Genomic DNA, 12,451 nt, shown 5'->3' with positions numbered 1-12,451 from the left:
TGCAGATAGTAAAAGAAAATTAGAAGGGTCCCTTATAATCACCCATATCCGTTTTTTCTGAGAATTGGTCTTTGAAAAGATCGACATACAATTTGTCGTTAGGCAAGATAGCCGCAAAAGCAATGTCCTGGATCGTAATATTTTTCTTTTTTAATTGTTCAGTCAGCCAATTGATGTCCTTATTTCTCTCTTTCAGGTTTTGCTTGATCAAGACACCTTCAATAATGAGCTCGGTCATCAGTTTGCTTTTTGGAGGATGCATATGCATGTCCTTGGCTGTAACTGGCTGATTCTCGGGCTTCAAAACGACGGAGAGATTGCCGTCCGGTTCTAGGATTGCATAATCCAGTGTCGTAATGTCAAATACGTCTTTTTGACGCAGCATCATGGTCAATTCATCGAATTTGACACGCATTTTCTGCAGGTTCTGCTCAAGGATTTTACCGTTCTGTATGACAACGGTAGGATCAGAATCCATCAGCTTGGAAATCATTCGATTTTTAAGTGTAATGTACTGAAAGATAATCGTAATGATTGTAAAAATGGTAAGTGCGACAAAATGAATCCATGCTTTAGAAGACAAATCAGTAGCGAAAGTTCCCGCAATGGAACCAATGGTAATCCCATTAATATAATCGAAATACGTAAGGTTACCCATTTGCTGTTTGCCGAGCACTCTGGTATAGATGATCAGGGTCAAAAAAGCAATTATGGATCGCACAACCACAACCCATGTTTCTTCCATCATGTATGTATCACCTTCCTACATTTGGCGTACTGCAAAATCACATGTATTTATTAGTAGACAACTAGCTGCCAATTGTTAGTGTTGACTATTACAAGCGTTGCCTCGGCTGGATGATCTTATTCGGAATATGAAAAAACCCGAAACCAGGATACACACTCCTGATTACGGGTCGTTATTACATGTTAATAATTATTTTTAGTGCTTTACTATTAAGATATCTCTTATAAATGTACCGATCGGATCATTAGACTCCAGCATAAGCCATAAATCCCCCGTCAACGGGGATAACCGTGCCGGTAACGAATGCAGATTGCTTCTCATCCGCAAGCCACATTAACGTGCCCAGCAGATCTTCAGGCTTCCCGAACCGGCGCATTGGCGTATGTGCAATGATTTTGCTGGAACGTTCAGTCGGGGAGCCATCTGGATGAAGCAGCAAATTCCGGTTTTGTTCTGTAAGGAAAAAACCTGGTGCAATGGCGTTAACCCGAATTCCCGATTCGGCAAGATGGACTGCAAGCCATTGCGTGAAATTGTTAATTGCAGCCTTGGCAGCACTGTACGCAGGAACTTTGGTCATGGGCGAAGGTGCACTCATCGACGAGATATTAATGACTGTTGCGGGTACATCACGGTCAATCATTTGTCTTGCAAAGATCTGGGTAGGGATAAGGGAGCCCACAAAATTCAGATCCATGACCTGGCGGAACCCATCCACACTGACGTCAAAGAACGTAGTGACATCGGGCTGCCCGAGATCTTCCAATCTGAAAATCTCATTCGTGGTATTAGCGCTGGCATGATTACCGCCTGCGCCATTGATCAGAATGTCGCATGGACCCAGCTTTTCCTGTACAATTTCCGCCGCGGCCTTCACACTGTCCACTTGGGTTACGTCACAAGCAACGGCAATGGCGGTTCCGCCAGCAGCTTCAATTGCTGCAACAACTTCTTCACCTTTGGAAACTGTGCGATTAAGAATGGCCACACGGGCTCCGTGACGAGCAAGTTCTTCAGCCATGGATCGGCAGAGGACGCCGGCACCACCTGTAATTACCGCTGTTTTGCCTTCCAGTCGGGATGATGTTTCAAATACATAGTCGCTCATGCTTTTGTCCTCCTTTGTAGGGAATCCCAGACACCCCAGAGATACATGATGCCTAGAGCGCGATCGTACAGACCATAACCTGGTCTGCATTCTTCGCCCCAGAGGTGACGTCCGTGGTCCGGTCTGGCATAACCTTCAAATCCAATATCGTGATAAGCTTCAACTACACCTGCAATATCCACGTTCCCATCTTGGCTGCGATGTGAAGTTTCAATGAAATCACCGTTCTCATACACTTTGACGTTACGAATATGGGCAAACGGAATCCGGTCGCGGAATTCATGAATCATACCAATAATATCATTATCCGGGTTGGCTCCAAGAGATCCGCTGCACAAGGTTACAGAGTTGTAAGGGCTATCATAAAGATTCAGATATCTACGTAGGTTGTCCTGGCTGATAATGATCTTCGGTAAACCGAAAATAGGCCATGGCGGATCATCCGGGTGGATCGCCATTCGAATGCCAAGCCGCTCAGCCGTAGGAATGATCTCCTGTAGAAAATATCGGGCATGCTCCCACATATCTTCCTCGGTCACATCTTTATAAGCTTCGAATAGGCCAGTCAAATACTGCAGACGTTCCGGTTCCCAGCCTGGCATTGTTAACGCGGAATTCTCCGTTATGCGCCGAACAAGCTCCAGTGGTTCAATATCTGCGAGCTTGCTGCTTTCATAGAAGAGGGCAGTGGATCCGTCTTCCATTTCCTTATGAAGATCCGTACGCAGCCAGTCGAAGATAGGCATAAAGTTGTAACAGATCACTTTTACGCCCACCTGAGCGAGTTTTTCCATCGTTTTTTTGTAGTTGTCAATGTATTTGTCCCGTGTAGGCAGGCCTAGCTTGATATCTTCATGAATATTGACGCTTTCCACCACGTCCAAATGTAATCCTGCCCGATCGGCTGCCGCTTTGACGGCCAGAATTTTGTCCATGGGCCATTCTTCGCCTGCCGGAACATCATGCAGTGCCCATACAATGCCCTCCACACCCGGAATCTGCCGAATATGATCCAGCGTCACCGTATCATTGCCTTCGCCAAACCAGCGAAAAACCATTCTCATCACGTTCACCTCATCAAGTGTAATTAGATAGAGCAAGACATGTCATTGTTGAAAATAGGATGGATATGTATCCTGAAGGATGGCCAGATCTGTGACGGTCAGGTGAAGATGTTCTTCCATAATTCGTTCCGCCGTCTTGGCATCATGCTGCTGAATGGCCTCCACCATGGACCGGTGCTGGTGTATCAGATGATCCCACTGATGATCCGAAGACAAACGAAGCATCCGGCTTCGATTGAGGTGCACATTCATTTGCTGGATCACGGTCCATGTCTTGCTTTTGTTACAACCTGCAAAAAGGGTGCTATGGAATTCCTCGTCCAGTTGAAACATTCGTTCATCGTCCGGTTGCAGCAAACATGCTTGCTGCTGAGCAAGGTTTTGCTCCAACAAAATCATCTCCTGATCCGGAAAATGCTCGCATGCAAGCCGGATCACAGCCCGTTCCAGCTGCTCACGCATGAAGCGTGCTTCTTCAACGAGGTCTACCTGAATAAGAGAAACATACGTGCCGCGCTGGGGATACACTTCAAGCAAACCTTCCTGTGCAAGTCTTACAAAGCTCTCTCGAACAGGAGTGCGGCTTACTTGAAACTCCAACGCTATTTCCTTCTCGGAAATAGCCGTGCCGGGAGGCAATTTCAAACTTAGGATCAATTGCTTCAACGTAACGTAGACGACATCTCGTGTTGAGGAAGTTTGCTTATTCATGGACGACAGACCGTTTAAGGAAGACGACAATCCGGATTTGGACGAGAACTTTGGGGTATATTCCACAACTTCAACTCCTTCAATGACATACTACCATACTTGTATGGTAGTGTGGAAGCGCTTTTATCATATTTCAACTGAAATAAATAAATGAATAATTGAGTTTTATTTGAAGGAGAGGTAAAATGGAGGTCGATAGGTTTAAACACTTAAACCAATTGATATTAATGTATACGATGATTGAGCAGATTGAGGTGAACAGAACATATGGGTCAACAAGCGATAAGTATTTTCCAGTCCTGCATCCCATTATTCCAGGTGCTAAGCGATAACCACCGTCAAAACATTTTGTTGATTCTAACCGAGCGGGGTCAGATGACCGTAAACGAAATTACAGAACAATCAAGTCTATCCAGACCAGCAATTTCTCACCATCTCAAGTTATTGCTTGAGAAAGGGCTTATATCCGTGGAGCAGAAGGGTACCCAGCGGTATTATTCTGCTTCCCTGAAGCCATCCGTTGAACTGTTGAAAGAACTGGTTGCAGCGTTGGAGAAAGAGTGTCTGTAGACAACTGACGAATCACAACGATGAAGTAAGTACTTTTTAGTCAAAACGTTCGTTTGTTTAAACGTTTCATCAATATAAGAAGAGGAGACATATGATATGAGCACCCTACAGGAATTAGATCGTAATGCGGTTAAACTGATTTTGGAGCAGCAGCACCAGTTTTTCCGTTCAGGGGCCACGCGTTCAGCGGAGACAAGAATTGAGCGTTTAACCCAGCTGAAACAGGCTATTCAGAAGTACGAGTCGAAGCTCACCGAAGCGCTGTATCAGGACTTGGGTAAAAGTGAGTTTGAATCCTATACGACCGAAATTGGCTTTATGATGGACAGCATCAAACATACAATACGAAAAGTGAAAAAATGGGTCAAACCCGTTAAGGTAAAAACGCAGATGGCTCTGGTTGGCTCCAAAAGTTACATTATTCCTGAGCCATATGGATCCGTGCTGATTATCGGACCTTTCAACTATCCATTTCAGCTTCTGATTGAACCTCTGGTTGGTGCGATTGCTGCTGGGAACACCGCGGTGCTCAAAGCCTCCGAAAACACGCCTGCCGTTTCGGCCGTTGTTCGTGAGATAATCGCTTCGGTATTCGAGCCGGGCTATGTTCAAGTCGTGGAAGGCGCCAAGGACACAACGACAGCACTGATTAATGCTCCGTTTGACTACATCTTTTTTACGGGCAGTGTACCGGTAGGTAAAATCGTCATGGAGGCCGCTGCCAAAAATCTCGTTCCTGTTACTTTGGAGCTTGGAGGGAAAAGTCCTGTCATTGTGGACGAGAAAGCTGATATTAAAGTTGCTGCTGAACGCATCATTTGGGGTAAACTGCTCAACACGGGACAGACCTGCATCGCTCCGGATTATTTGCTTGTGCACGAACGAGTGAAGGAACAGCTGATCTCGGAGATGAAAACAGCTGTGGAGTCCTTCTTCGGTACAGACATTCAGCATAATTCCGATTATGGACGGATTGTCAATCAGGCTCATTTCAGAAGATTAACAAAACTCATCGAACGGGACCAGGACAAAGTAATCTATGGCGGTCACTCTGATGAAGCGGATCGCTACATTGCACCGACACTGATTGATGCTGAATCCTGGGATGCAGCCACCATGGAAGATGAGATCTTCGGACCGATTTTGCCCATAATCAGTTGCCGGAACCTGGATGATGCAATCTCCGAGATCGTGAAGCGTCCAAAGCCGCTTGCTCTCTATCTGTTTACATCAGACATACAGCTTCAGGATAAAGTGTTAAGTGAGGTTTCTTTTGGAGGCGGTTGTATTAATGATACGATCACCCACGTAGCCAATCCACGGCTGCCGTTTGGCGGAGTAGGACATTCTGGGATTGGTTCTTATCATGGGCGATACAGCCTCGAAACCTTCTCACATATGAAAAGTGTGCTCAAAAAGAGCACCAAACTGAATTTGTCCATTTTGTACCCGCCGTACGATGGCAAGCTGAAGACAATCAAGCGTTTGTTGAAATAAGTACTGTACATCAGTTGAAATAAGTACTGTGCATCAGCAGAAGGATTTCATATCCATCAATTCGCTCTACTACAGGCTGACGACTCACTCTAAAGCGGGTTGTTCCTGTCGAAATCGAGACGGTGACATGCCTGACCAACGCTTGAATTGACGGCTAAAATGAGCAATATCCTTGTAGCCGAGCATTGCAGCGATACTTTGAACGGACAGCTTCGGATTACCAAGCAGAACCTTCGCTTCGTGCAAAACCATCTCAGAGAGCGCCACTCGTGGAGATTGACCAAATACCTGCTTGAACACACGGTTACAATGCGAGGAGCTAATCCCCAGTTCAGCAGCAATGTCATCAATTCCATAGTGGCTATCGGTTTCATTTCCTTGCTTAAACTGCTGGTTTACCAGCCCTTGCAGTCGATTTCGGATCTGATGAGCAAGCTCAATCCGTTCATATCCTTCAGAGAACAGATGCGCTGCCTCCTGAGAGACGGCTTCCCACAAGTGCCCGAATAATTCGAATACAGCAGATTGCAGCTGCATGCGCTGAACCATTGTGTTCGAGGTCGTTTCTTCATTTGCAGAATTCATTAATTTGCTCAGGACCGGCTCAATTTTTAATGTAACCGGATTGTCTGCATGGAAGAGGGTCTGCTTGATTCGGGCAAGCAAAGAGAGGAACAACTGATCATCGATATCAAAGTGCATGCAGAAATAGGTAAATCCCTGGCCGTGCTGGCTCTGGCTGGAATGTACGCTTCCTGGAGGAATGAGAAGCAGTTCGCCAGCCTTTTGTGTGTACATTTGTCCGTTCACCGACATGAGCTGAACACCTTCTGTTACATAGTTCAGCTCGTATTGAGGATGTTCATGTGCCGGATAATTCCAGTCCGCACCAACACTCCGCAGATGAATAGCAAAAAGATTGACGGTGGTCTGTACATCCGGGTAGAAGACCTCATGCACACTTTCACCGAGAGCGGGAGGCAAATAAGTAGATGACATAGGAGACCTCCTTTATAATAGAAACTATTAATTTGGACAGTCAGCCTTATGTGGCTGGCTTGTTCAAATTTTAATGTAATCGCTTTAATCCATTATAAACGATCAGCTTGATTTGGGTAAATATCCGATTGATTTGTCCATGGTCTAGTGCGGAATGAGCATGTTAGGATGAGGCTATGAAAACGCATGCAAACCATATTGAGAGGGGTCATCGTTCATGAGCACATCCAAATCGATCTTTTATAACGCCCACCACTCACCGATCGGGGCTTTTGCAAGTTTTACACTTGGATACAAGGGAGCCAAAGGTGGACTCGGCCTGGAGCTGGGAAAACCTGCAGACCAAAATATATATATAGGATTACAATCTCGCGATGGCGAACATTATGAGGCACTGCCCTTTTTTGCAGCGACCGAGGATGAGAGTGTTCGCTACGATGTTGAGAAGCTGGACAATGCAGAAAACGGAATAGAAGAGGGAGCCGAATCACAGGTACAATCTCAGTCACATACTCCAACCCGATCGAAGCGTCCGCTCATTGCAGCATTTCGTGATGAAGAAATCACACGTGAGTTCAAGTCCGGTACAGACACATGGACAGCGGGAGATCTGACTTTCCGGATCTATTCACCAGTACGTCCTGTACCTGAACCGAAGCATGGGGATCTTGAACAATTAAAGGATGCTTTGGTTCCAGCGGTCCTCGTGGAGATGACAATTGATAACACGCAAGGACAGCAGTCACGTAAAGCCTATTTCGGATATCAGGGTAATGATCCTTATTCGGCAATGCGCATGATTGGCGGACCCGAGGGCGGAAAGCTCACGGGTGTCGGACAAGGAAGGCTTACAGCGATTATGTCCTCAGATGATGGACTGTACCCTGCACTTGGGTTCACATTAGATAAAATCCTGCAGGAAAAACATGTGGAGAATTTGGCTTTTGGATTAGGTCGCACTGCGGCATTGCTAATGGAAGTCCCTGCTGGAGAGAAACGTACATATCAGTTCGCAGTTTGTTTTTACCGCGGTGGCATCGTCACTTCCGGTTTGGATACGACGTACTGGTATACCCGATATTTCGCGGATATCCAGGAAGCTGGCCAGTATGTCCTGGATCGTTTCGACACATTGACAGCATCTTGCGAGGAAGCTGAACAGCGTCTGGGTACCAGCTCTCTGTCGGATGATCAGGCATTTATGCTCGCCCATTCCATTCATAGTTATTATGCAAGCACGCAGCTGCTGGACGCAGATGGAGAACCGTTCTGGATTGTCAATGAAGGCGAGTATCGGATGATGAACACCCTTGATCTCACAGCAGATCAGTTGTATTTTGAACTTGCCCTGAACCCTTGGACCGTGCGCAACGAGCTCGAGTGGTTTGTGAAACGTTACAGCTATACTGATCAGGTTCGCTTCCCCGGGGAAGATCAATTGTATCCAGGCGGCTTGACCTTCACCCATGATATTGGTGTGGCGAATGTGTTCTCCCGTCCAGGACATTCTGCCTATGAGTTAGTAGGAATAGATGATTGCTTTTCCCAGATGAGTCATGAAGAGCTTGTGAACTGGCTGTGCTGTGCAACCGTCTACATTGAACAAACCAAGGATCAGGAATTTGTGAAGCAGATGCTTCCTGTAATTCAGGATTGCTTCGATAGCATGCTCAACCGGGATCACCCGGATGAAGATCAGCGTAACGGACTCATGGGACTGGATAGCAGCCGCACGAAGGGCGGAGCAGAAATTACGACTTATGACAGCCTTGATGTGTCACTCGGTCAATCCCGTAACAATATTTATTTGGCAGGGAAATGCTGGGCTGTATATGTGGCTCTTGAAAAGCTGTTTGCCGCGGAGAAACTCTCGGATTTATCCCTTCAGGCCGGACGTCAGGCTGATCGCTGTGCCGCGAGTGTTGCAGCCCAGTTGACGGAAGGAGGCTACATCCCGGCTGTTATTGCCGAGAATAATGATTCCCGTATCATCCCGGCTATAGAGGGGCTGGTATTCCCTTACTTTACAGGCTGTGAAGGTGCACTGGATGTTCACGGCCGGTTTGGTTCTTACCTACAGGCACTTCGAACCCATTTGAAGACCGTTCTAGTACCAGGTACTTGTCTATTCGAAGATGGGGGATGGAAGCTGTCCTCGACAAGCAATAACTCGTGGTTAAGCAAAATCTATCTGTCCCAGTTTATCACTAGAGAAATACTGGGCATGGAATGGGATGAATCAGGGCAGGCATCCGATGCCGCGCATGTGAACTGGCTGCTGCATCCCGAAGAGTCTTACTGGTGCTGGAGTGACCAGATCCTGTCGGGGGTTGCCGTAGGCAGCAAATATTACCCGCGCGGAGTAACATCCATCCTTTGGCTGCTGGAAGGCAAAGGTACTCGTTTGGAACAGATCTATGCTAGCAAGGAGGCGGTACGATGAATCGTTCAATCGTTCAACAAAATTTGGCTGGCCCGCAGTATGATGCGTGGCTTGGATATCTCTCTGGTGAATACAGTCGTAAGGGTACTGCAAGACAGACTGTTCCTGCTTGGGTGAAACGTATAAATACAATCGAGAAGCATGAAGTCATTGCTACAGCTCTGGAGGAGCTTACACAAGGACTGGAGAGATTGTTCGGTGAGAAACCAACAACAGTCTTATCCGGTACCGACCTTGCGGATAAACAGGCTACGCATGATCCTGGGATCTGGATGGGTACGTGGGCAGGCAATTCACTTCTTGCAGACACGTTCAGCGAGAGTGAACGTGCCGCTGTTCAAGGTGAAGGCTTCGTCATCCGTGAAGACCAGGAGCTAGGCAGACTCTTTATTGGTGCAGAGACACCTCAAGGTGTACTGTATGGTACATTCCATTTGCTCAGAGAGCTGGTACTGGCACAGGGGAGTTCAAGTGAAGCGGATACATCTCCGAATAAGTGGAGTCATGTGATTGAGCAGCCACGGAATGCGCTGCGGATGATTAATCAATGGGATAATGTAGATGGAAGCATTGAACGCGGATATGCCGGTAAATCCATCTTTTATGAAAATGGAGAATTCACGCAAGATAACGTACGCATTCGGGATTACGCACGATTGCTCGCTTCGACTGGCATTAATGCCATTTCCATCAACAATGTCAACGTGCACCAGCGCGAAACATTGTTTCTGACAGAACGCTTTCTGAGTGATGTAGCTCGTGTGGCCTCTGCATTCAGAGCGTATGGTATTCGACTATACTTAAGCGCCAACTATGCAAGTCCAATGGAGATCGGCGGATTGCTTACCGCAGATCCACTGGATGAACAAGTACGAGAATGGTGGAACATTCAGACTGCCAAAGTGTATGCGGCCATCCCTGACTTTGGCGGATACCTGATCAAAGCGGATTCCGAAAATCGCCCAGGTCCATTCACTTACAATCGGGATCACGCAGACGGGGCGAACATGCTAGCTGAAGCACTTCGTCCATTTGGTGGATTGGTTATTTGGCGCTGTTTCGTCTACAACTGCAAGCAGGACTGGCGTGATCGATCCACAGACCGTGCACGTGCTGCTTATGACCACTTTAAGCCTTTGGATGGTAGATTTGCAGATAATGTCATTTTGCAGATCAAAAATGGTCCGATGGATTTTCAGGTCAGGGAGGCGGTATCTCCGCTCTTCGGAGCGATGGATAAGACCAATCAGGTACTCGAATTTCAAATTACACAGGAATATACAGGTCAGCAGCGGCATTTGTGTTACCTGATTCCACAGTGGAAAGAAGTATTGGATTTCGACACTTATGCGAAGGGACAAGGTTCGGAAGTTAAACGTATTGCGGATGGTTCCCTGTACAACAGACCTCAAAGCGGTTTTGCTGCTGTTTCGAATATTGGTGCAGATGCATGCTGGACAGGACATCCGCTTGCTCAGGCCAATTTGTACGGTTATGGCAGACTCGCCTGGAATCCTGAACTGTCTTCGGAAGAGATTGCGGACGAATGGGTTAGACTCACGTTTGGGCACGACGAAGAGGTTGTTCGTCTGATCTCTGGCATGCTTCTGGACTCTCTCGACATCTATGAAAATTATACGGCGCCGCTCGGAGTAGGCTGGATGGTTAATCCGGATCATCATTATGGCCCCAATGTGGACGGTTATGAATATTCCAAGTGGGGAACGTATCACTTTGCAGATTGCAAGGGCATTGGAGTAGATCGGACCGTACAGAGCGGTACAGGTTATACATCGCAGTATCATACTGAAAATGCGGAACGATATGAAAATGTAACGGCCTGTCCGGATGAGCTGCTGTTATTCTTCCACCATGTTCCTTATACACATGTGCTGCATTCTGGCAAGACCGTCATTCAGCACATTTATGATACACACTTCAAGGGTGCGGAACAGGCACAAGCTTTAGCGGAAACCTGGAGAAAGCTCGAAGGTAAAGTAGACCCGGAAATTTTCGAAACCGTAGCTCAGCGTCAGGACAATCAGGCCGAGCATGCCAAGGAATGGCGGGACATGATTAATACGTACTTCTATCGCAAGAGTGGCATTGAGGATGAACAGGGACGAACCATTTATTAATAGAGAATTCTGCTACACATCTCTTTGTTATTGAATGAAAGAGCAGCATTGGCAACCAAGAGGAGGCGAAAATCCAATGGGACAGCATCAATTACCCCAGACCATGAAAGCAGCTGTAATGACGGAACCAGGACGAATCATCATCGAAGAACAGGCTGTACCGAAGCCTGCCGAGGACGAAGTTCTGATTCAGGTCATGGCAGTGGGTGTGTGCGGGTCGGATGTGCATTATTTTGAACACGGAAGAATCGGCAGATTTGTAGTGGAAAAGCCCATTATTCTGGGGCATGAATGTGCAGGTATTGTAGCTGCTGTAGGCTCGAACGTTTCACGCTTGAAGGCGGGTGACCGGGTTGCCATCGAGCCAGGCGTTACTTGTGGACGCTGCACGGCATGTAAGGAAGGACGATATAACCTGTGTCCAGATGTACAATTCCTCGCAACCCCGCCTGTTGACGGTGCATTTGTACAATACATGACCATTCGTGAGGATATGGTTTTTCCAATTCCGGATCATCTGTCCTTTGAGGAAGCTGCCATGAACGAGCCTTTTTCGGTAGGCATTCACGCTGCGCGTCGTAGTAAACTTGCTCCAGGAACCACGCTGGCGATCATGGGCATGGGACCTGTTGGGCTGATGGCTGTCGCTGCTGCAAAATCATTTGGAGTCGACAAAATTATCGTTACGGACCTGGAGGAAGTTCGACTTGAAGCAGCTCGGCGTATGGGAGCCACGCATACGATTAATGTGAGAAACGAGGATGCACAGACAGTCATTCGAGAGTTAACGAATGGAATCGGTGTGGATACGGCCTGGGAAACTGCAGGGAATCCCAAAGCGCTCCAATCTGCATTGTATTCACTGCGGCGCGGAGGCAAACTTGCCATTGTGGGCCTGCCGGCACAGGATGAGATTGCACTGAATGTTCCTTTTATTGCTGATAACGAGGTTGATATATACGGGATATTCCGCTATGCCAACACCTATCCAGCGGGAATTGAATTCCTGAGCTCCGGTCAGCACGATGTATTGTCCTTGATCACGGATCGTTATTCACTGGATGAAACTCAACAAGCGATGGAACGGGCTCTTCACAATAAGAGCGGCAGTCTGAAAGTGATGGTCTATCCCAACGGCAAGTAATTCTCTACTCAGGAAGTCCCGATTCAGGG

Annotated in this window: 10 protein-coding genes; 5 read left to right on the top strand and 5 right to left on the bottom strand. The window is 47.2% G+C overall.

The genetic code is table 11. The features are described 5' to 3' along the window. Positions 1–19 precede the first annotated feature (19 nt). From MH144_RS04025 to MH144_RS04010, 4 genes are all read right to left on the bottom strand, one after another. Positions 20–748, bottom strand: coding sequence for a DUF421 domain-containing protein (locus tag MH144_RS04025; RefSeq protein ID WP_239297772.1), 729 nt, complete (start codon positions 746–748; stop codon positions 20–22). 244 nt (positions 749–992) lie between these two features. After that, a complete protein-coding gene (locus MH144_RS04020; RefSeq protein WP_239297771.1) occupies positions 993–1,856 on the bottom strand; it encodes an SDR family oxidoreductase in 864 nt (287 codons plus the stop codon). Further along, on the bottom strand, positions 1,853–2,920 hold the full coding sequence (gene uxuA, locus MH144_RS04015) for a mannonate dehydratase (RefSeq protein WP_239297770.1): 1,068 nt from the start codon (positions 2,918–2,920) through the stop codon (positions 1,853–1,855). Before uxuA ends, MH144_RS04020 begins: the two co-directional genes overlap by 4 nt. Positions 2,921–2,962: 42 nt before the next feature. Beyond that, positions 2,963–3,631: a GntR family transcriptional regulator gene (locus tag MH144_RS04010; RefSeq protein ID WP_239299253.1), complete on the bottom strand. Its 669-nt coding sequence runs from the start codon at positions 3,629–3,631 to the stop codon at positions 2,963–2,965. A gap of 267 nt (positions 3,632–3,898) precedes the next feature. Here MH144_RS04010 and MH144_RS04005 point away from each other — a divergent pair, with 267 nt between their 5' ends. Next, entirely contained in the window at positions 3,899–4,201 is a 303-nt protein-coding gene (locus MH144_RS04005; RefSeq protein WP_095287060.1) for an ArsR/SmtB family transcription factor, read from the top strand. A 96-nt stretch (positions 4,202–4,297) separates the two neighbouring features. Then, a complete protein-coding gene (locus MH144_RS04000) occupies positions 4,298–5,698 on the top strand; it encodes an aldehyde dehydrogenase (RefSeq protein ID WP_239297769.1) in 1,401 nt (466 codons plus the stop codon). Between the two features lie 84 nt (positions 5,699–5,782). On the opposite strand, the gene MH144_RS03995 is transcribed toward MH144_RS04000, so the two are convergent. Beyond that, the gene (locus MH144_RS03995; RefSeq protein WP_239297768.1) at positions 5,783–6,697 is read right to left on the bottom strand and encodes an AraC family transcriptional regulator; all 915 of its coding nucleotides are present in this window, start codon (positions 6,695–6,697) and stop codon (positions 5,783–5,785) included. A 217-nt stretch (positions 6,698–6,914) separates the two neighbouring features. Here MH144_RS03995 and MH144_RS03990 point away from each other — a divergent pair, with 217 nt between their 5' ends. From MH144_RS03990 to MH144_RS03980, 3 genes are all read left to right on the top strand, one after another. Then, complete coding sequence (locus tag MH144_RS03990) at positions 6,915–9,140, top strand: glycoside hydrolase family 52 protein (protein ID WP_239297767.1); 2,226 nt, start codon at positions 6,915–6,917, stop codon at positions 9,138–9,140. Next, complete coding sequence (locus MH144_RS03985) at positions 9,137–11,278, top strand: alpha-glucuronidase family glycosyl hydrolase (protein ID WP_239297766.1); 2,142 nt, start codon at positions 9,137–9,139, stop codon at positions 11,276–11,278. The genes MH144_RS03990 and MH144_RS03985 overlap by 4 nt, the downstream gene beginning before the upstream one ends. Positions 11,279–11,354: 76 nt before the next feature. After that, positions 11,355–12,422, top strand: coding sequence for an NAD(P)-dependent alcohol dehydrogenase (locus MH144_RS03980; RefSeq protein ID WP_239297765.1), 1,068 nt, complete (start codon positions 11,355–11,357; stop codon positions 12,420–12,422). Positions 12,423–12,451 lie beyond the last annotated feature (29 nt).

This window comes from Paenibacillus sp. ACRRY (assembly GCF_022346995.1).
GTDB lineage: Bacteria > Bacillota > Bacilli > Paenibacillales > Paenibacillaceae > Paenibacillus.
The sequence above is the reverse complement of the archived record's forward strand: the minus strand, read 5'-3'. Positions and strand labels throughout refer to the sequence as shown.

What these genes read in the sequence shown, in the direction of transcription:
- MH144_RS04025 (WP_239297772.1), bottom strand. Translation starts at nt 748, where the DNA reads ATGATGGAAGAAACATGGGTTGTGGTTGTGCGATCCATAATTGCTTTT.
- MH144_RS04020 (WP_239297771.1), bottom strand. Translation starts at nt 1,856, where the DNA reads ATGAGCGACTATGTATTTGAAACATCATCCCGACTGGAAGGCAAAACA.
- uxuA (WP_239297770.1), bottom strand. Translation starts at nt 2,920, where the DNA reads ATGAGAATGGTTTTTCGCTGGTTTGGCGAAGGCAATGATACGGTGACG.
- MH144_RS04010 (WP_239299253.1), bottom strand. Translation starts at nt 3,631, where the DNA reads ATGAATAAGCAAACTTCCTCAACACGAGATGTCGTCTACGTTACGTTG.
- MH144_RS04005 (WP_095287060.1), top strand. Translation starts at nt 3,899, where the DNA reads ATGGGTCAACAAGCGATAAGTATTTTCCAGTCCTGCATCCCATTATTC.
- MH144_RS04000 (WP_239297769.1), top strand. Translation starts at nt 4,298, where the DNA reads ATGAGCACCCTACAGGAATTAGATCGTAATGCGGTTAAACTGATTTTG.
- MH144_RS03995 (WP_239297768.1), bottom strand. Translation starts at nt 6,697, where the DNA reads ATGTCATCTACTTATTTGCCTCCCGCTCTCGGTGAAAGTGTGCATGAG.
- MH144_RS03990 (WP_239297767.1), top strand. Translation starts at nt 6,915, where the DNA reads ATGAGCACATCCAAATCGATCTTTTATAACGCCCACCACTCACCGATC.
- MH144_RS03985 (WP_239297766.1), top strand. Translation starts at nt 9,137, where the DNA reads ATGAATCGTTCAATCGTTCAACAAAATTTGGCTGGCCCGCAGTATGAT.
- MH144_RS03980 (WP_239297765.1), top strand. Translation starts at nt 11,355, where the DNA reads ATGGGACAGCATCAATTACCCCAGACCATGAAAGCAGCTGTAATGACG.